General features: G+C 62.2%; 18 protein-coding genes. 10 read left to right on the forward strand and 8 right to left on the reverse strand.

Annotated elements, in window-relative coordinates; translation table 11 throughout:
- Window positions 1-45: 45 nt before the first annotated feature.
- Window positions 46-942: a drug/metabolite exporter YedA gene (gene yedA, locus CQ002_RS20745; RefSeq protein ID WP_034109401.1), complete on the forward strand. Its 897-nt coding sequence runs from the start codon at window positions 46-48 to the stop codon at window positions 940-942.
- A 48-nt stretch (window positions 943-990) separates the two neighbouring features.
- Window positions 991-2325, forward strand: coding sequence for a DEAD/DEAH box helicase (locus tag CQ002_RS20750; RefSeq protein WP_069078384.1), 1335 nt, complete (start codon window positions 991-993; stop codon window positions 2323-2325).
- 131 nt (window positions 2326-2456) lie between these two features.
- Here CQ002_RS20750 and CQ002_RS20755 read toward each other — a convergent pair whose 3' ends face one another.
- Together CQ002_RS20755 and CQ002_RS20760 are read right to left on the reverse strand one after the other, a co-directional pair.
- Window positions 2457-3683 carry a TIGR03862 family flavoprotein gene (locus tag CQ002_RS20755; protein ID WP_105162916.1) on the reverse strand — a complete coding sequence of 409 codons (1227 nt, stop codon included), beginning with the start codon at window positions 3681-3683 and terminating at the stop codon, window positions 2457-2459.
- Window positions 3684-3854: 171 nt separating this feature from the next.
- Window positions 3855-4775: a histone deacetylase gene (locus CQ002_RS20760; protein WP_034109398.1), complete on the reverse strand. Its 921-nt coding sequence runs from the start codon at window positions 4773-4775 to the stop codon at window positions 3855-3857.
- 75 nt (window positions 4776-4850) lie between these two features.
- On the opposite strand from CQ002_RS20760, the gene CQ002_RS20765 reads away from it, so the two are divergent.
- From CQ002_RS20765 to CQ002_RS20775, 3 genes are read left to right on the forward strand one after another with little or no spacing between them, the layout of a single operon-like run.
- Window positions 4851-5420: a GNAT family N-acetyltransferase gene (locus CQ002_RS20765; RefSeq protein ID WP_069078387.1), complete on the forward strand. Its 570-nt coding sequence runs from the start codon at window positions 4851-4853 to the stop codon at window positions 5418-5420.
- A gap of 38 nt (window positions 5421-5458) precedes the next feature.
- Entirely contained in the window at window positions 5459-6328 is an 870-nt protein-coding gene (gene tesB, locus CQ002_RS20770) for an acyl-CoA thioesterase II (RefSeq protein WP_025858197.1), read from the forward strand.
- Window positions 6325-6924 carry an HAD family hydrolase gene (locus CQ002_RS20775; protein ID WP_034109396.1) on the forward strand — a complete coding sequence of 200 codons (600 nt, stop codon included), beginning with the start codon at window positions 6325-6327 and terminating at the stop codon, window positions 6922-6924. Before tesB ends, CQ002_RS20775 begins: the two co-directional genes overlap by 4 nt.
- A 35-nt stretch (window positions 6925-6959) precedes the next feature.
- Here CQ002_RS20775 and CQ002_RS20780 read toward each other — a convergent pair whose 3' ends face one another.
- The 3 genes from CQ002_RS20780 to CQ002_RS20790 form a co-directional block, all read right to left on the reverse strand.
- On the reverse strand, window positions 6960-7943 hold the full coding sequence (locus tag CQ002_RS20780) for a hypothetical protein (RefSeq protein WP_105162915.1): 984 nt from the start codon (window positions 7941-7943) through the stop codon (window positions 6960-6962).
- Entirely contained in the window at window positions 7944-8843 is a 900-nt protein-coding gene (locus tag CQ002_RS20785; protein WP_105162914.1) for a neutral zinc metallopeptidase, read from the reverse strand.
- A 155-nt stretch (window positions 8844-8998) separates the two neighbouring features.
- A complete protein-coding gene (locus CQ002_RS20790; RefSeq protein ID WP_034109393.1) occupies window positions 8999-9415 on the reverse strand; it encodes a membrane lipoprotein lipid attachment site-containing protein in 417 nt (138 codons plus the stop codon).
- A gap of 178 nt (window positions 9416-9593) precedes the next feature.
- On the opposite strand from CQ002_RS20790, the gene CQ002_RS20795 reads away from it, so the two are divergent.
- Window positions 9594-10472, forward strand: coding sequence for a DMT family transporter (locus CQ002_RS20795; RefSeq protein ID WP_034109392.1), 879 nt, complete (start codon window positions 9594-9596; stop codon window positions 10470-10472).
- Window position 10473: 1 nt separating this feature from the next.
- On the opposite strand, the gene CQ002_RS20800 is transcribed toward CQ002_RS20795, so the two are convergent.
- Window positions 10474-11808 carry an MFS transporter gene (locus CQ002_RS20800; RefSeq protein WP_034109391.1) on the reverse strand — a complete coding sequence of 445 codons (1335 nt, stop codon included), beginning with the start codon at window positions 11806-11808 and terminating at the stop codon, window positions 10474-10476.
- Window positions 11809-12028: 220 nt separating this feature from the next.
- On the opposite strand from CQ002_RS20800, the gene quiC reads away from it, so the two are divergent.
- Window positions 12029-13930 (forward strand): 3-dehydroshikimate dehydratase QuiC, encoded by a 1902-nt coding sequence (gene quiC, locus CQ002_RS20805; protein ID WP_105162913.1) that lies wholly within the window; start codon window positions 12029-12031, stop codon window positions 13928-13930.
- A 77-nt stretch (window positions 13931-14007) separates the two neighbouring features.
- On the forward strand, window positions 14008-14649 hold the full coding sequence (locus CQ002_RS20810) for a TetR/AcrR family transcriptional regulator (RefSeq protein ID WP_034109389.1): 642 nt from the start codon (window positions 14008-14010) through the stop codon (window positions 14647-14649).
- 143 nt (window positions 14650-14792) lie between these two features.
- Here the strand turns inward: CQ002_RS20810 and CQ002_RS20815 are convergent, their stop codons facing one another.
- Both CQ002_RS20815 and aroQ read right to left on the reverse strand, forming a co-directional pair.
- Window positions 14793-15641 carry a shikimate dehydrogenase gene (locus CQ002_RS20815; RefSeq protein ID WP_105162912.1) on the reverse strand — a complete coding sequence of 283 codons (849 nt, stop codon included), beginning with the start codon at window positions 15639-15641 and terminating at the stop codon, window positions 14793-14795.
- The gene (gene aroQ / locus CQ002_RS20820) at window positions 15638-16087 is read right to left on the reverse strand and encodes a type II 3-dehydroquinate dehydratase (RefSeq protein WP_034109387.1); all 450 of its coding nucleotides are present in this window, start codon (window positions 16085-16087) and stop codon (window positions 15638-15640) included. Before aroQ ends, CQ002_RS20815 begins: the two co-directional genes overlap by 4 nt.
- Window positions 16088-16293: 206 nt before the next feature.
- On the opposite strand from aroQ, the gene CQ002_RS20825 reads away from it, so the two are divergent.
- Window positions 16294-16815, forward strand: coding sequence for an RNA polymerase sigma factor (locus CQ002_RS20825; protein WP_028618031.1), 522 nt, complete (start codon window positions 16294-16296; stop codon window positions 16813-16815).
- Window positions 16816-16878: 63 nt separating this feature from the next.
- The gene (locus CQ002_RS20830; RefSeq protein WP_105162911.1) at window positions 16879-17877 is read left to right on the forward strand and encodes a FecR family protein; all 999 of its coding nucleotides are present in this window, start codon (window positions 16879-16881) and stop codon (window positions 17875-17877) included.
- Window positions 17878-18208: the final 331 nt, after the last annotated feature.

Raw genomic sequence — 18208 nt, forward strand, 5'->3', positions numbered from 1 at the left:
GTCTTTTTAGAATAAGGCTCCTATCTTCTGCCGCAGAGCTACCCAATGCCTGGCCCACGTCGCTTTCCCTTACCGCTGATCGCTGCCTTCTTTGCGCTGTATGTGATTTGGGGCTCTACCTACCTGGTGATCCGCATTGGGGTGGAGTACTGGCCGCCGTTATTGCTGGCCGGAATTCGGTTTTGCACGGCGGGTGCGTTGATGTATGGGTTCCTCAGATGGCGCGGGGTGCCGGCGCCGACGTGGGCGCAATGGAAGGCCGCCGGGATGATCGGCATTTTGCTGCTCACCGTCGGAAACGGCGGCGTCAGCGTGGCGGAGCACATGGGGGTGTCGTCCGGCGTCGCTGCACTGGCGGTGGCGACCGTGCCGCTGTTCACCTTGCTGTGTGGGTATTTCTGGGGCGCGCGCAATACCCGACTGGAATGGGCCGGGGTGATCCTGGGGATCGTCGGCATTGCCATGCTCAACATGGGCAATACCTTGCAGTCGAGTCCGATGGGCGCTGTTTTGCTGTTACTGGCGGCAGCATCCTGGGCGTTCGGTTCAGTCTGGAGTCGACAACTGCCACTGCCCCAGGGCGCCATGGCCAGTGCTGCGGAAATGCTGGTAGCCGGTGTTGCGCTGCTGATCGTCAGCGCGCTGTCCGGTGAGCGCCTGCAGGCGATGCCGCCAGTGGAAGGCTGGCTGGCCCTGGGCTACCTGATCGTGTTCGGCTCGATCATCGCCTTCAACGCCTATATGTACCTGCTCAAGCACGTGCGCCCGGCGGCAGCGACCAGCTATGCCTACGTCAACCCGGCGGTGGCGGTATTGCTGGGGATTGTGTTTGTCGGCGAGACCATCGGCCTGGAAGAGGCGTTGGCCATGCTGGTGATCATCAGCGCGGTGCTGTTGATCAGCCTGCCCCAGTGGCGAAAGCCCAAGCCGGAAATAAGGTAAACTGCGGCGCATTACGCCCTTGCGCTGAATTTTTCCTACGGTAAACACATGACTTTCGCCACCCTTGGCCTGATCGAACCCTTGCTGCGCGCCCTTGAGACGCTTGGCTACCAGACCCCAACGCCGGTGCAGGCGCAAGCCATTCCGGCGGTGCTGGCCGGTCGCGACCTGATGGCCGCGGCCCAGACCGGCACCGGCAAGACTGCCGGTTTCGCCTTGCCGCTCCTGCAACTGCTGACGATGGAAGGGCCGAAAGTCGCCGCCAACTCGGCGCGCGCGCTGATCCTGTGCCCGACCCGCGAGCTGGCCGAGCAGGTTCACGCCAGCGTTGCCGAGTACGCCCAACACCTGCCTCTCACCACGTATGCGGTGTACGGCGGCGTAAGCATCAACCCGCAGATGATGAAGCTGCGCAAGGGCGTCGACATTCTGGTCGCCACGCCTGGCCGCCTGATCGACCTGTTTCGCCAGAACGCATTGAAACTCAACCAGTTGCAAACCCTGGTGCTCGACGAAGCCGACCGCATGCTCGACCTGGGCTTTTCCGAAGAGCTTGCCAACATTTATCGGATGCTGCCGAAAAAGCGCCAGACGCTGCTGTTTTCCGCGACGTTCTCCGATGACATCCGCCTGCTGGCCGGGCAGATGCTCAACGACCCGCTGAGCATTGAAGTCAGCCCGCGCAACGTCGCCGCCAACACCGTGAAGCAATGGGTGGTGCCGGTGGACAAGAAACGCAAGCCGGAGCTGTTTGTGCACCTGATGCGCAAAGGGCGCTGGAAGCAGGTGCTGGTGTTCGCCAAGACCCGTAACGGCGTGGATGCGCTGGTGGATAAGTTGCAGGGCCTGGGCATCAATGCCGACGGCATCCATGGCGACAAGCCCCAGGCGACCCGCCAACGTGCGCTGGACCGCTTCAAATCCAGTGACGTGCAGATCCTGGTGGCCACAGACGTGGCAGCCCGTGGCCTGGACATCGAAGACCTGCCGCTGGTGGTCAACTTCGATTTGCCGATCGTGGCCGAGGACTACATCCACCGTATCGGCCGTACCGGGCGTGCGGGCAACACCGGTGAGGCGATTTCCCTGGTGTGTGCCGATGAAGTGAACATGCTGTCGGCCATCGAGATGCTCACGCGTCAGACCTTGACCCGCAAGACGGAACCAGACTTCGAACCGGAACACCGCGTGCCAGACACCGATGCCAGCGGGCAGGTGGTGAAGAAGCCGAAAAAGCCGAAGAAGCCAAAAGCGTCGGGCGGTGGCGGTAAGCGCAACCTCGGCAAGTGGGTGGACAGCGGGGACGTGGCGCCGGCGGAGCCGTCGATCAAACCGGTGCGCAAGGTGCCGGTGTTCAATACCGGGCCGCGCAAGAAGAAGTAATTCTTCGGTGCTGTTGATGGCCTCTTCGCGAGCAAGCCCGCTCCCTCATTTGACTGTATTCCAACGTTGGAACTCGATTGAATGTGGGAGCGGGCTTGCTCGCGAATGCGGCTTTGAATCCAGCGCAAGACTCAGCGGCCAAGCCACTCCAACAGGCCGCGCCCGGCAGCCCGTCCGCTGGCAAAGCACCCGGTTAGCAGGTAGCCCCCCGTCGGCGCTTCCCAGTCCAGCATTTCCCCCGCACAAAACACTCCCGGCAATTGCTTGAGCATCAAGCGCTCATCCAACGCCTCGAATGGCACGCCACCCGCCGTGCTGATCGCCTCATCCATCGGCCGTGTCTTCACCAGGGTCAATGGCAGCGCCTTGATATCCACCGCCAACTGCGCTGGATCATTGAAGTGCTCTGCCGGTGCCAATTCACGCAGCAGCGCCGCTTTCACCCCGTCCAACCCCAGCTGGCTGTGCAGATGCTTGCTCATCGAGCGTGAGCCACGCGGTTTGGCCAGCGCAGCCTGGACCTTGTCCAGCGGCTTGCTCGGCAGCAGGTCGATATGCACGGTGGCCGAACCATGGCGGTTGATCGCTTCCCGAATCGGCGCCGACAGCGCGTAGATCAGGCTGCCCTCGATCCCGATGGCGGTGACCACGCATTCGCCCAGGCGAGGCTTGTCATCCCCTAGCCCGATGGCGACGTTTTTCAACGGCGCGCCAGCGAATTTACTGACCATCAATTCGCTCCAGGCCGACACTTCGAAGCCACAGTTGCTCGGCTGCAGCGGGGCGTAGGGCACGCCCCGGTCTTCCAGCAATTTGAGCCAGGCACCGTCGGAACCCAAGCGCGACCAGCTGCCGCCACCGAGGGCCAGCAGCACGGCATCGCTGTGGACAGTTTTTTCGCCGTCGGGGCTGTGGATAAGTAAATCGCCCTCGGCATTCCAGCCCAGCCAACGATGACGGGTGTGGATAACCACGCCTTGGTCACGCAGGCGCTTGAGCCAGGCGCGCAGCAGCGGCGCGGCTTTCATGTCCGTCGGAAACACCCGGCCGGAGGTGCCGATAAACGTCTCGATACCCAAGCCGTGAATCCATTCGCACAACGCGTCGGCACCAAACGCCCGCAGCAATGGCGCCATGTGCGGCGCGCGTTCGGCGTAGCGTGACAGGAATGCCGGGTAAGCCTCGGAGTGGGTGATGTTCATACCGCCCACGCCGGCCAGCAGGAATTTACGCCCCACTGACGGCATGCCGTCGTACAGATCCACGCGCACGCCCGCCAGGCTCAGGACTTCAGCGGCCATCAGCCCGGCGGGGCCGCCGCCGATAATGGAGACGTGTTGGGGAGGAGTCAGGGGCATGGGTAAGGCTACGGTCGCTTGAATAGGCCGCACATTCTACCCGAGGACGGCGCACGTGCCTGATCAAAAAACGTACAGCTTCGCGCAGGCTATACGGTTACGGGGCTTCAGACGCTTACGCTCAAGTTATCCACAGGCCGTTCCACAGGCATTGTGGGTAACGCCCATAGTTCAGTGACAACCTGATGACGTCCATACCCGTTGCGCACTGTGGTGCAGGATACCGTGGCGGCGGGCGAGGGCCGGGCGGTCCTTGCTGTAGCCACCACCGATCACGCCCATCACCGGGATGTCGCGCCCCAGGCAGTGGCGCATCACGCTTTCATCACGGGCGGCGACGCCTTGGTCTGTCAGCTTGAGGTAGCCGAGGGCGTCGTCCTTGTGCACGTCGACGCCGGCGTCGTACAGCACCAGGTCGGGCTGGTAGAGCGGCAACAGGTAGTTGAGCGCGTCGTCCACCACCTTGAGGTAGTCGGCATCGCCCATGCCCATCGGCAGTGGGATGTCCCAGTCACTCTGGGCCTTGCGAGCCGGGAAGTTCTTTTCGCAGTGCAGCGATACGGTGATGGCGTCCGGTGTGTCGTGGAGGATGCGCGCAGTGCCATCGCCCTGGTGCACGTCGCAATCGAAGATCAACACCCGACTCACCCGGCCGCTGGCCAGCAGGTAATGGCTGATCACCGCCAGGTCATTGAAGATGCAGAAACCTGCGGGGTAATCGTAATGGGCGTGGTGCGTGCCGCCCGCCAGGTGGCAGGCCAGGCCGTGTTCCAGCGCCTGCTCCGCCGCCAGGATCGAACCGCCGACCGCCCGCACGGTGCGCCGGGCCAGGGCTTCGTTCCAGGGCAAACCGAGGCGGCGCTGGTCTTCGCGGGACAGCTCGCCGCCCATGTAGCGTTCGATATAGCCCTTGTCATGGGCCAGGGCGAGAATCTCTGGCGGGCACAGCTGCGGGCGCAGCAGTTGGCTGTCCTGGGTCAGGCCGCTGTCCACCAAGTGGTCGCGCAGCAGGCGGAACTTGTCCATGGGGAACCGATGGTCCGCCGGGAACTCTGGGCTGTAGTCATCGTGGTAGATCAATGGCAAAGGCATGGGATTTTCTGACGGGAACCTGCGACGGATCTTAACAGCGCTGTACACTCACGCACATGGCAAGGGAGGGGATCCATGGAGCCGATACTGGAATTGGAAAGTGCGCGCCTGGTGCTGCGCCAATGGCGCGACGGCGACTTGCAGGATTTCGCGCGCATGTGCGCCGACCCGCAGGTGATGCGTTATTTCCCAGCCAAGCTGAGCCACTTGGAAAGCGCCGCGTTGATCGGCCGCATTCGCGGCCACTTCGCCGAATACGGCTTTGGCCTGTGGGCCTTGCAACGCAAGGACACCGGCGAATTCATCGGCCTCACCGGGTTGCTGAATGTCAGCTTTGAGGCGGACTTTGCCCCCGCGGTGGAGATCGGCTGGCGCCTGGCTCGCGAACACTGGGGCCTGGGTTACGCCAGCGAGGCTGCGTGGACCGCATTGCGCTGTGGGTTTGATCGCTTGAGCCTGGACGAGATTGTCGCCTTCACCACGCAAGCCAATCTGCCATCACAAAAAGTCATGCAGGCCATCGGTATGCATTACGATCCGCTGGCAGATTTTGAACACCCCAAGGTCGCAGCCGATGACCCGCTGCGCCATCATGTTTTGTATCGCATCACCCGCGCCCAATGGTTGGACACGCTGCATGGATAGGCAGCCCGGAATGCCCCATAGATTTTAGGAGTTGCTCTATGAGCCAAGTATTGGAAGATCTGGTGGACTTGCTGACCCTGGAGCCGATCGAGGAAAACCTCTTTCGCGGCCGCAGCCAGGACCTGGGTTTTCGCCAACTGTTCGGCGGCCAAGTGCTCGGCCAGTCACTGTCGGCAGCCAGCCAGACCGTAGAAGAAGCGCGGCACGTGCATTCCCTGCACGGTTATTTCCTGCGCCCCGGCGATGCGAAGTTGCCGGTGGTGTACTCGGTGGACCGCGTGCGCGATGGTGGCAGCTTCAGTACGCGCCGCGTGACGGCGATCCAGAAGGGGCATCCGATCTTCACCTGCACCACGTCGTTCCAGTACGACGAGCAAGGCTTCGATCACCAGACCACTATGCCCGTGGTGGTCGGCCCGGAAAACCTGCCGTCGGAGCTGGAACTCACTCAACAGCGTGCGCACCTGATCCCCGAGCACATGCGCGACAAGCTCCTGTGCCCCAAGCCCATCGAAGTGCGCCCGGTGACGGAGAAGGACCCGTTCAACCCGCAGCCGTCCGACCCGGTCAAGTACGTGTGGTTCCGCGCCGACGGCGCCCTGGCCGACGCGCCGGCGCTGCACAAGTATCTGTTGGCCTACGCCTCGGACTTCGGCCTGCTGACCACCTCGCTGCTGCCCCATGGCAAGACCGTGTGGCAGAAAGACATGCAGGTCGCCAGCCTCGACCACGCGCTGTGGTTCCACGCCGACCTGCGTGCCGATGACTGGCTGCTGTACGCCATGGACAGCCCGTGGGCCGGCAATTCCCGTGGGTTCTCCCGTGGCAGCGTGTACAACCGCGCCGGGCAACTGGTGGCCTCGGTGACCCAGGAAGGCTTGATTCGCCATCGCAAGGATTGGGCATGAGCCTGTCGGACGTCAGGCACTGGGTGTTCGACATGGATGGCACCCTGACGGTGGCCGTGCATGACTTTGCCGCCATTCGCGTCGCCCTCGAGATTCCGCCCGAGGACGACATCCTCACTCACCTGGCCGCGTTGCCGGCCGAGGTTGCGGCGGCCAAGCACGCCTGGCTGCTGGAGCATGAGCGGGCGTTGGCGCTGGGTTCGGTGGCGGCCGAAGGCGCCGTGGAACTGGTGCGCGCGCTGGCCGGGCGGGGTTATCGATTGGGCATCCTGACCCGCAATGCGCGGGAGTTGGCGCACATCACCCTGGAAGCGATTGGCCTGGCGGACTGCTTTGCCGTCGAGGATGTGCTGGGGCGTGAGGATGCGCCGCCCAAGCCTGATCCGGGTGGCTTGCTGAAGCTGGCGGCCGCTTGGGAGGTGGTGCCTAGCGAGATGGTGATGGTCGGCGATTACCGCTTCGACCTCGATTGTGGCAGGGCGGCGGGGTCGCGGACGGTGTTGGTGAACGTGCCGCAGAACCCGTGGCCGGAGTTGTCGGACTGGCATGCCCCAGACTGCGTGGCCTTACTCGGGATGATCCAGCCCAGGCAATAGAGCTCAAATGTGGGAGCGGGTGTCTTCAGGGGGTGTTATTGGAAGAGTACCTGCTGGCCTTCCGGCGACGTAAACATCCCATCCCCGTTATGCCCCACCCCCGGCACTTCCACCAGCTTATGGCGCAACTGGGGATGCCGCTGCTTGAGGTAGTCAAAATAGTTGTGCCCGCGAATCAGGCGATACGCGCCCTGGGTTTCGGCGGCGCAGCTTTTATCCAGCGCGGGGTGGTTCGGGTCGGTGTCTTGCTGGCCCAGCAGGTAGGTGATGTCGCGTGATACATAGGCTTGCTCAAGCTGCTCGGCGCCCTGGCCCTTGGCGTAGGCCGGCAGGTTTTGCATGCCGTACTTCCAGTCGTTGAAGCCGGGGCAACTGGCGGTGTCGAACTTCACCGGACGTTGCGCAGTGAAGTAGGCATAGGACGACGGATTGGCCACCACGTAACGCAGGCTGATGCCTTCGGTTTGTAGGGTCGGGTGATCGTGACCGGTGAGGGCGAAACGCTGCACCACCTGGCCGCCGCCGGAATGGCCGGCGACCACGATTTCCTTGAGTGCCGGGAACAGCTTGCGGTTGCCCAGGTGCTTGATGATCTGGTCGAGGGCACCGTAGGCGCTGATCTGGCCCGGGCCGACGGAGGGCGCGCCGGCCATCCAGTCATTGCCATTCCAGTGCAGTACCTGATTATCCAGAGGGTTGCGCTTGATGTCGGACGCATTGAGAAATTGCGGGGCAATCACCAGTGTGTTGGCGGCCTGGCCTGCCTGCTCGGCGGCGTCTTCACCACTTTGCAGGTAGGTTTGCGCGTTGCGCAGGCGCCCATGCACGATGATCAACGCGCGGGTGACCTGGGGCAGCGGCTGGTGCCAGTCCTGGCTCAAGCCCAGGCTGAGTTCGCCGGCGTCCAGGTGAAAACGATCGGGACTGACCACCTTGACGCCATGTGCTTTCTCGGCGGCCCAGGTGGGTGAGGAACAGGTAATCAGCACGCCCAACAGCAATCCCAATCGTTTATTCATCTAAAGACTCTTGGCGGTAAAGGTGTCGCATTGAGTGATCTGGCCCTGGGCGAAGCCGGTCTTGAACCAGCGAACCCGCTGTGCCGAGGTGCCGTGGGTAAACGAGTCCGGCACAACGCGGCCTTGACCCTGTTGTTGCAGGCGGTCATCGCCAATGGCGTTGGCCGCATTCAGCGCTTCTTCAATGTCGCCGGGTTCGAGCCAGTTCAGGCGCTTTTGGGCACGGTTGGCCCACACCCCGGCGAAGCAATCGGCCTGCAGTTCCTGGCGAACCAGCAGGCCACCATCGCCTTGCATCTGCCGGCCCTGTTGGCGCGCGGCCTGGATCTTCGACGAGATGCCGAGGAGCGTCTGCACGTGGTGCCCGACTTCGTGGGCGATCACATACGCCTGTGCAAAATCGCCGGCGGCCTGGAAGCGTTGCGACATTTCCCGGAAGAAATCCAGGTCCAGGTAGACCTGTTGGTCAGCCGGGCAGTAAAACGGGCCACTGGCCGACGTGGCGCCACCGCAGGCCGAATTCACCCGGCCGCGGAACAGAATCAGTTTCGGGTTCTTGTAGGTCAGCCCGTTTTCCTGGAACACCTGGCCCCAGGTGTCTTCGGTATCGCCCAGTACGGCACGCACAAAATCAGCGTGTTCATCGTTGGCCGGCGGCGCCTGGCGCGACTGCGTGCTCACCGAGGGTGCCTGTTCCATTTGGCCGGTCAGTTGGCCGAGGATCTGCAACGGGTCCTGGCCGGTCAGCCAGCCAATGCCGACGATCAGCACGATGGCCGTGAGGCTCAGGCCCTTGCCGCCCCCAAAGCGCATGCCACCGCCGCCACCGCCGCCACCGCCGCCACTGTCATCGCGGGCATCCACCACGTTGTCGCTGCGTCGGCCTTTTTTCCATAGCATGGGGCAATCCTCTCGATGAACTCTGAAACAGTGTTGTTGGTGCGTAGGAATGGCGCCAGCCCGGCTGTCCGAGAAGTTTGAGAGCTGCTTAGTATCGCTGCTCTCAGCCCGTTCCGGCAGGGGCGCCAGATGAAGTGTGTGTCAGCAAAACCAGGTCAGTCGCGGCAATAACCTTCGCCGGTGTCCACCACCAGGCAATCTTTTTTATCCGCCAGCCATTTCAGCCCGGTGGCGGGCCCGTCGCCGGCGCGCAGCAGTTGCGGGCCATCGGGACGGGTAAAGGCGATGCCGTCTTCGGCAGCTTCACCCTTGAAGGTGCCCGAGTCATCGGCGTCGAGGCCGTATTGCATGGTGAGGATGTAGTGACCACGGCCGATGCTGTCGTCCTTGGCGATGGTCAGGTTGAGGCCTTCGACGCCAATCCATTTGCCCACCCATTTGTCGGTGGGCGGGGTTTGCGGCACGAGGGTGGCCTGCACGGAAGGCGGCGCGGGCTTGGGCGCTTCCTTGGACTCCTGGTTACAGGCGGTCAGCAGGGCGAGGGCAGAAAGAACAAAGAGTGTTTTTTTCATAGCGGCAGGGCCTTGGTTAAAAAGTGTACAACGCAGAGGCTAGGGTGCAGCGTTGGACTCGAATCCCATGATTTAGTGCGCTGTTCGCACGGTGTTTAGTTATGCTCTTGGGGCAGACTCCGGCCCGGCTGCTAGATTACCGGGTTGAGTCCCACCGTGCGCCACGCAAGAGAATTCAATGACTGTCAGTACCCCGCTTTCCGGCGTCAACCACCCCTTCAAAGGCATCCTGCTGATTGTGGTGGCGACGTTTCTGTTTTCCAGCCATGACGCCTTGTCCAAATACCTGGCGGGGTTCTACCCGATCGTGATGGTGGTGTGGGCTCGTTACCTGGTGCACACCTTATTGATGGCGGGCATCTTCCTGCCGCAATCGGGCCTGCGGGTGCTGCGCAGCAAGCGGCCGGGGATGCAGGTGGTGCGGGCGCTGTGCCTGTTGGGCACCAGCCTGTTTTTCACCGCGGCGCTGCATTACATCCCGCTGGCGGAAGCCACGGCGGTGAACTTTCTCGCGCCGATCCTGGTGACAGCGCTGTCGGTGCCGCTGCTCGGCGAGCACGTGACGCGGGGCCAATGGCTGGCGGTGATCTGCGGGTTTGTCGGCGTACTGATCATCATCCACCCCGGCGGCGAACTGTTCACCCCGGCGGTATTGCTGCCGCTGTGTTCGGCGCTGTTCTTCTGCTTCTACCAACTGCTGACGCGCATCCTCAGCCAATACGACACGCCCACCACCAGCAACTTCTTCGCCGGCCTGTGCAATACCCTGGTGATGAGTGCGATGGTGCCGTTCTTCTGGCAGGTCCCCACGCTGTGGCACGGCGTATTGATGCTGGCCTTGGGCACGTGCGGGATGACCGCCCACTTGATGCTGACCCAGGCGTTCCGCTTTGCGGCGCCGGCCTTGCTGGCGCCGTTCGGCTATTGCCAGATCGTGTTCGCGGGGTTGTTGGGCTGGTTGGTGTTCAACCACACCCCGGACCTGACCACAGTGGTCGGTATCGGGGTGATCTGCATGAGCGGGCTGGCCGCTGCCTGGCAGCAGCGGCGCAGGTAGATCAGGCGTCTACGGTAGGAATCTTGCGCGGTGCCATGAAGTACATCCAGGTCAGTGCGATGAAGTACATCGCCGGGATCAGGGTGAACAACACGGTGTAGTTGTTGTTGGTGACGGTGAGGATGTGGCCGACGATCTGGGTCATGAACATGCCACCGATGGCCGCGCACATGCCGCCGAACCCGAACACGGTGCTCATCATGTGCTTGGGCGTGTAGTCCATCACCAGGCTCCAGATGTTGGCCGTCCAGGCCTGGTGCGCGCCAATCGCCAGGGAGATGGCAAACACCGCGACCCACAGCTGGCTGGAACCGGCCGCCATGATCACGCCGACGATGCAGCAGGCAAACAGCAGCATTGACAGCAACCGCGCCTTGATCGAGTTCATGCCACGGCCGATCAGGAACGACGACAGAATCCCTCCACCCACGCTGCCGAAGTCGGCGGTCAGGTAAATGATGATCAGCGGGATGCCCATCTGGGTGACGTTGATGCCCAGGTTGTATTGCTGGTTCAGGAACGGCGGCAGCCAATACAGGTAGAACCAGAACACCGGTGCGGTCAGCGAGTAGGCGAGGGCAAAGGCCCAGGTGCCGCGCATGCGCAGGATACGGCTGAAGGGGACGCGGGGTTGCTCCGGTTCGACTTCCTGTTGCACGTAGTCCAGTTCGGATTGCTTGACGGTGGGATGGTCTTCGGGGTTGAAGTACTTCAGGCCCCAGAACAGCAGCCAGATCCCGCCGAGCGCCGACATGCACAGGAACGCCGCCTGCCAGCCCCACACGTGCAGGATCAATGGCAGCAACATCGGCGTCATCATCGCACCGACGTTGGTGCCGGCGTTGAAGATACCAGTGGCCACCGCACGTTCACCCGCCGGAAACCACAAGCGTGTGGTCTTGACGCAGGCGGGGTAGTTGGCGGCTTCGGTCAGCCCGAGGATAAACCGGCACACCATGAACCCCACTGCAGAGGTGGCCAGGCCGTGGGCGCCGGTTGCCAGGCTCCACAACAAGACTGCGCAGAAGAACACGCGTTTCACGCCCACGCGGTCGATCAAGCGGCCCTGCAGCACGAAGCCGATGGCGTAGCCGACCTGGAACCAGAAGTTGATGTTGGCGTAGTCCATCGCCGTCCAACTCATCTCTTTGGCCAGGATGGGCTGCATCACGCCCAGGGCGGCGCGGTCGATGTAGTTCAGGGTGGTGGCGAAGAACACCAGGGCCAGCATGCCCCAGCGCGTTTTACCCACGGCCAGGGCGCCGCGGATCTTGTCGCCGATGCCGGCGTGCGGGTTGCCCGGGCGGTCGGCCAGGGCGGAGTTTTGCAGAGGCATGAGGTCGTACCCGTTTTTTGAAATTTTTATGGTGTGTTCTGGGTCTTTGTTACGGGGTCGATGGTGAGCAGCGGTTAAAAAACCGTCAATTCGCCAAAGCGGCATAGTGTTCGATAATCGCACCAAAAACTAACCGGTTCGTACATTTTAATTGCTGTGAACAGTTTAGCGGCCAATAATTTGCCGTAATAAGACGAGCCTCAAATGCCGGGAGTCGCCGATGCAACGCTCTATTGCCACCGTTTCCCTGAGCGGAACCCTGCCGGAAAAACTCGAAGCCATCGCGGCCGCCGGGTTTGATGGCGTAGAAATCTTCGAAAACGATCTGCTGTATTACGATGGCAGCCCGCGTGAAGTTAGGCAGATGTGCGCCGACCTCGGCATTGCCATCACGTTGTTTCAGCCGTTTCGCGACTTCGAAGGCTGCCGCCGTGACCGCCTGGCACGCAATCTGGAACGCGCCGAACGCAAATTCGATCTGATGCAGGAACTGGGCACCGACCTGGTGCTGGTGTGCAGCAACGCCTCGGCCGACTGCGTGGGTGACGAGCGTATTCTGCTCGATGACCTCGGCCTGCTGGCCGAACAGGCCGGGCGTCGTGGCCTGCGCATTGGCTATGAAGCGCTGGCCTGGGGCAAGCATGTGAACACCTGGCAGCAGGTATGGAACCTGGTGCGCCAGGTTGATCACCCCAGCCTTGGCGTACTGCTCGACAGCTTCCATACCTTGTCCCTCAAGGGCGATCCAAGCGCGATTGCCGATATCCCTGGCGACAAGATCTTCTTTGTGCAAATGGCCGACGCGCCGATCCTGGCCATGGACGTCCTGGAGTGGAGCCGACATTTCCGCTGTTTCCCCGGCCAAGGCGAATTCGACCTGGCGGGGTTTCTTGCGCCGATCATCAAGAGTGGCTACACCGGGCCGCTGTCCCTCGAGATTTTCAACGACGGCTTCCGCGCCGCGCCAACTCGGGCAAACGCGGCAGACGGCCTGCGCTCCTTGCTGTACCTGGAAGAAAAGACCCGCGAGCGTCTGCAACAGGAGGCACCGATGCAGCCGGTCGAGATACTGTTTGATACCCCGGCGGCCAGCGAGTACGACGGCATCGAGTTCCTCGAATTTGCCGTGGACGAAAGTCTCGGCGCCAAGCTGACCCACTGGCTGGAACGCCTGGGGTTCGTCAAGGCCGGGCAGCATCGCTCCAAGAGCGTCAGCCTGTTACGCCAGGGTGATATCAACCTGATCCTCAACTGCGAGCCCTATTCGTTCGCCCACAATTTTTTCGAAGCCCACGGGCCGTCGTTGTGCGCCACCGCTATCCGCGTCAAGGACAGCGCCAAGGCCCTGGAGCGTGCGGTGGCTTACAAGGGCCAGCCGTATCGCGGCCTGGTGGGGCCCAACGAACTGGAACTGGCGGCGGTGCGTGCGCCGGATGGCAGTCTGATTTACCTGGTGGACCCGAGCGAAGGCGGCCTCTACGACACCGACTTCAACCTGCAACCCGCCACGTCATCCAGCGGCGGCTTGCTGCGCATCGACCACATGGCCATGGCCTTGCCGGCCGACAGCCTCGACAGTTGGGTGCTGTTCTACAAGAGCCTGCTGGATTTCGAAGCCGATGACGAGGTGGTGCTGCCTGACCCTTACGGCCTGGTGAAAAGCCGTGCCCTGCGCAGCCGCTGCAGCTCGATTCGCTTGCCGCTGAATATCTCCGAGAACCGCAATACGGCAATTTCCCACGCACTGTCGAGCTATCGCGGCTCGGGTGTGCACCACATTGCCTTCGACTGCGCGGATATTTTCGCCGAAGTTCGCCGCGCCAAAGAGGCTGGGGTGCCGCTGCTGGATATCCCGCTCAACTATTACGATGACCTGGCGGCGCGTTTCGATTTCGACGATGAGTTCCTCAGCGAACTGGCGTACTACAACGTGCTGTACGACCGCGACGCCCAGGGCGGTGAGTTGTTTCACGTGTACACCGAACCTTTCGAAGGGCGGTTTTTCTTCGAGATCATCCAGCGCAAGCATGGTTATGCCGGCTATGGCGCGGCCAACGTGGCGGTGCGTCTGGCGGCGATGGCCAAATCACGCAGCGGTGCGGTACGCCAGGCGCGTTTATAACGGCGGGCCGGGTGCTTCCTTCGGCGAGCATCGCGGCCCATAATCACGGCCTGCATAACACTGGCCGTGAGCGCACCATGACCTCCGAGGCACCCCGCAAGAGTCGTAAGAACAATCCGGAAAAGACCCGCGAGAACATACTCCAGGAAGCCATCGTCGAGTTTGTCCAGCAGGGCCTTTCCGGCGCTCGCGTGGACGCGATCGCCGAGCGCATCCACACCTCCAAACGCATGATCTACTACTACTTCGGCAGCAAGGAGCAGTTGTACGTCGAGGTGCTGGAGAAGCTTTACGGCGACATCCGCAACACCGAAACCCGCATGAACCTCACCGCCCTGGAGCCACGGGAAGCGATCCGCCGGCTGGTGGAGTTCACCTTTGATCACCACGACCAAAACGTGGATTTCGTGCGCATTGTCAGCATCGAAAATATCCACAACGCCGAATACGTGAAGCGCTCGGACTCGATCAAGGCAATGAACAGCAACATCCTCGAAGCGCTGGGCGCGACGTTGCGTCGTGGGGCTGAGATGGGGCTGTTTCGCGAGGGGTTGGAGCCATTGGACGTGCACCTGCTGATCAACTCGTTCAGCTTTTACCGCGTGTCCAACCGCCATACGTTCAGTGAGATCTTTCAGATCGAGCTGTCGGATGAGGCGATCAAGCAGCGGCATCGCGAGATGATTTGTGATTCGGTGATGCGGTACTTGCAGGCCTGAACAAACGCGATTCCCTAAGTTGAAATGCAATCCGTGTGGGAGCGGGCTTGCCCGCGATGGCGGTGCGTCAGGTATGCAAATGTCGGCTGGCAAGCCGCTATCGCAGGCAAGCCAGCTCCCACAGGTTGATCCGGTTTTGTCAGTTAGGTATTCATGCTCTGGAAGTGTGCCAGCATCCGCTGTGCATCCGGCATCTGCCCACTGAACAACTCAAACGCCTTCACTGCCTGGAATACCGCCATGTTGCCGCCATCCAATGTGCGGCAGCCGAGGGCCCGCGCATCTCGCAGCAGTTCGGTTTCCAGCGGAAAGTACACAATCTCCGCTACCCACAGTTGCGCCCGCAACCACGCTGCAGGTACTGGCGTGCCGGGCAGCTTGGCCATGCCCATCGGCGTGGTGTTCACCAACCCATCGGCCTCGGCCATCGCGTTTTCCAGATGGTGGCCAACCTGCGCACGACCGGCGCCGAAACGCTGCGCAAGGTTATCCACAAGGTCGCGCGCACGGCTGGCGTCCACGTCGAAAACACTCAAGTGCTCCACACCTTCCGCCAGCAGCGCATGGGCCACCGCCGCGCCAGCGCCACCGGCGCCCATCTGCACCACGCGTTGGCGGGCGACATCATTCAAGTTGCGGCGAAAACCTTCGGCGAACCCGAGGCAATCGGTGTTGTGGCCAATGCGCTTGCCGTCCTTGAAGACCACCGTGTTGACGGCGCCAATGCCGCGGGCCTCGTCGGACAATTCATCGAGCAACGGCAGGATGGCTTGCTTGCACGGGTAGGTGATGTTCAGCCCGGTGAAGTGCATGAGTTCGGCGGCGTGCAGCAGGTCGGGCAGGGCGTTGATGTCCAGGCGCAGGAGGTCGAGATCAATCAGGCGATACAGGTAGCGCAGCCCCTGGGCGTCACCTTCCTGTTCATGCAAGGCAGGCGTGCGGGAGGCCTGGATACCGGCGCCTATCAAGCCGGCGAGGATGCGCGGTTTCATCGGCACGACCCTTTGAACAGCTGGCTGAAGTGCTCCAGGGCCAGGTGATAACCATGGCTGCCGAACCCGGCCAGCACCGCCTTGGCGATAGGCGATACAAAGGAGTGATGACGGAAGGCTTCACGGGCATGCACGTTGGAGAGATGCACTTCGATCACCGGCACTTCGCTGGCGACCAGCGCATCGCGAATCGCCACCGAGGTGTGCGTCCAGGCCGCCGGGTTGATCACGATGCCGGCGCAGCGGGCGCGGGCGCCGTGGATCCAGTCGAGCAATTCGCCTTCGTGGTTGGTCTGGCGAAATTCGATTTTCAAGCCGAGCTGTTCGGCGCTGCGGCCGCACAGGGCAGCGATATCGGCCAGGGTTTCATGGCCGTAGGTGGCGGGCTCGCGGGTGCCGAGCAGGTTGAGGTTGGGGCCGTTGAGCACCAGCACGATAGGCGGCATGGGGGAATCTCCACAGTTCTTGTTAGTTGTGTGGATAAAATGTACTGGTTGGTTAATTTGGTCAATTGATGGCAGCGGATGTGTTCGATTACCGAACTGTTAATCAGAATGTTCGTACGCTCGAATCGGATTAGATATCAATTGAAAATCATTCTCGACAACGCTTAAGATGCCCGCCTGTTTCCTTAACATTCCAGGGAGTCGGTTTGTCGGACGTGGATCTCAAGGGCCTGTTTCTCAAGCATGCCGATACCCTGCGCGGGTATCTGGCGCGCAAGGTACGTGACCCGCAGTTGGCCGCAGACCTGGTGCAGGAAAGTTTCCTGCGCCTGGCCGAAAAACCGGCCGGCGAGCGCATCGACAACTCCCAGGGCTATCTCTATCGAACGGCGAGCAATCTGCTGATCGACCATATTCGCCAGGAAGCGCGGCGCAAGACTGATTCCGTGCCCCACGAGGCGCTGGCCGAGATTGAAGATGAAGTGGCCGGGTTGGAGGCTCAGGCAATGGCGCAGCAACAGCGACAGGCATTGAAGCAGGCACTGGCGGAGTTACCGGAACGCACCCAGCAGATTTTCCGCCTCAACCGCATCGAAGGCATGACCCACGCTCAGGTCGCCCGGCACCTGGACATCTCTGACAGCTCCGTGCAAAAGCACCTGGCCAAGGCGTTGGCTTACGTGATGCAGCGCCTGCAGGACGGCGAGGTGGCGCCATCCGACGAATGAATTACCGAAAAACGTCAGGTCAGTCGTCACAGCGTTACATAACGAAAAATTCGAGATTCACACGTGAATAGCCAGGGTCCGCAACAGCACAGCATTACCGAGGCGGCCGCCGAGTGGGCGGTGCGCTTGCACGCCGGTGCCCTGACCGACCAGGAACAGGCCGAGCTGCAGCATTGGATCGCCTGCGACAGTCGCCATGAAGCGGCATTGCGCTTTGCCGAGCAGACGTGGGCGGCGTTGGGCGACGTGTACAAGGAAGAGCCGGTGCACCGTCAACGTCCGTCGGCGGCGCCGCTGCCTGCGCGCCGGCCCAAGCGGCACAGGCCATGGCAGCGTGTCGCCGCCGTCGCGCTGGTCGTGGTGGTGGCCGGTGTGGGCTGGGTGCGCGGGCCGGACGTGGTGCTGCGCATGCAGGCCGACTACATCACCCAGAAAGGCGAGGTGCGCACTGTGCTCCTGGCCGATGGCAGCCAGGTCGAGCTGGACTCCGACAGTGCCATCCGCCTGGACTACGACGGTGTGCAGCGCCGCATCAGCCTGCTCCAGGGCTCGGCGATCTTTGATGTGGCGCCGATGGTGGGCGAGGAAACCCGGCCGTTTGTGGTGCAGAGCGCCGGGGGGCAAACCCGCGCGCTGGGCACACGGTTTGTGGTGGGACGCGAAGGCAATAGCCAGGCCTGGGTCGGCGTGCTGGAACACAGTGTGGAGGTTTCCCTGCAAGCCATCCCGAAAAAGGGCCCGGCTGACAGGGTGCTCAAGGAAGGCGTGGCCGCACGCTATAACCTTCAGCAAGGTATCGTGCCCCTTGAGCCGTTCGATGTAGAGCGCGCCACCAGTTGGCGACGCGGCGTGCTGATCTTTGATCGCCAGCCGCTGGCCAACGTCATCGAGCAACTCAACCGCTACCGCCCCGGGCGTGTGGTGCTGGCCGACTCGGCACTGGGTGATCGCGAGGTCAGCGGTGTGTTTCGTCTCGACATGCTCGATACGGCCCTTGGCACGCTTACCCAGGAGTTGCAGGTGCAACGCTTGGAACTGGCAGGCCTGAGCCTGATCTATTGATTGGCCTGTAGATGCGGGCCAGCCCAAGTTAGTGGCCTGACCGCCATCTAACGGTCACCCCCACGATCCAAAAATGTGGGAGCGGGCTTGCCCGCGAATGCGCCCTGACAGCCAACCACTCTCTTCCTGACACCCCGCGACCCAAAACTGTGGGAGCGGGCTTGCCCGCGAAGGCGCCCTGACAGCCAACCACTCTCTTCCTGCCACCCCGCGATCCAACTGTGGGAGCGGGCTTGCCCGCGAAGGCGGCCTGACAGCCAACCACTCTCTTCCTGACACCCCACGATCCAAAAATGTGGGAGCGGGCTTGCTCGCGAAAGCGCCCTAACAG

Source organism: Pseudomonas sp. MYb13 (genome assembly GCF_002980075.1).
Lineage (GTDB): Bacteria > Pseudomonadota > Gammaproteobacteria > Pseudomonadales > Pseudomonadaceae > Aquipseudomonas > Aquipseudomonas lurida.

What these genes read in the sequence shown, in the direction of transcription:
- yedA (WP_034109401.1), top strand. Translation starts at nt 46, where the DNA reads ATGCCTGGCCCACGTCGCTTTCCCTTACCGCTGATCGCTGCCTTCTTT.
- CQ002_RS20750 (WP_069078384.1), top strand. Translation starts at nt 991, where the DNA reads ATGACTTTCGCCACCCTTGGCCTGATCGAACCCTTGCTGCGCGCCCTT.
- CQ002_RS20755 (WP_105162916.1), bottom strand. Translation starts at nt 3,683, where the DNA reads ATGCCCCTGACTCCTCCCCAACACGTCTCCATTATCGGCGGCGGCCCC.
- CQ002_RS20760 (WP_034109398.1), bottom strand. Translation starts at nt 4,775, where the DNA reads ATGCCTTTGCCATTGATCTACCACGATGACTACAGCCCAGAGTTCCCG.
- CQ002_RS20765 (WP_069078387.1), top strand. Translation starts at nt 4,851, where the DNA reads ATGGAGCCGATACTGGAATTGGAAAGTGCGCGCCTGGTGCTGCGCCAA.
- tesB (WP_025858197.1), top strand. Translation starts at nt 5,459, where the DNA reads ATGAGCCAAGTATTGGAAGATCTGGTGGACTTGCTGACCCTGGAGCCG.
- CQ002_RS20775 (WP_034109396.1), top strand. Translation starts at nt 6,325, where the DNA reads ATGAGCCTGTCGGACGTCAGGCACTGGGTGTTCGACATGGATGGCACC.
- CQ002_RS20780 (WP_105162915.1), bottom strand. Translation starts at nt 7,943, where the DNA reads ATGAATAAACGATTGGGATTGCTGTTGGGCGTGCTGATTACCTGTTCC.
- CQ002_RS20785 (WP_105162914.1), bottom strand. Translation starts at nt 8,843, where the DNA reads ATGCTATGGAAAAAAGGCCGACGCAGCGACAACGTGGTGGATGCCCGC.
- CQ002_RS20790 (WP_034109393.1), bottom strand. Translation starts at nt 9,415, where the DNA reads ATGAAAAAAACACTCTTTGTTCTTTCTGCCCTCGCCCTGCTGACCGCC.
- CQ002_RS20795 (WP_034109392.1), top strand. Translation starts at nt 9,594, where the DNA reads ATGACTGTCAGTACCCCGCTTTCCGGCGTCAACCACCCCTTCAAAGGC.
- CQ002_RS20800 (WP_034109391.1), bottom strand. Translation starts at nt 11,808, where the DNA reads ATGCCTCTGCAAAACTCCGCCCTGGCCGACCGCCCGGGCAACCCGCAC.
- quiC (WP_105162913.1), top strand. Translation starts at nt 12,029, where the DNA reads ATGCAACGCTCTATTGCCACCGTTTCCCTGAGCGGAACCCTGCCGGAA.
- CQ002_RS20810 (WP_034109389.1), top strand. Translation starts at nt 14,008, where the DNA reads ATGACCTCCGAGGCACCCCGCAAGAGTCGTAAGAACAATCCGGAAAAG.
- CQ002_RS20815 (WP_105162912.1), bottom strand. Translation starts at nt 15,641, where the DNA reads ATGAAACCGCGCATCCTCGCCGGCTTGATAGGCGCCGGTATCCAGGCC.
- aroQ (WP_034109387.1), bottom strand. Translation starts at nt 16,087, where the DNA reads ATGCCGCCTATCGTGCTGGTGCTCAACGGCCCCAACCTCAACCTGCTC.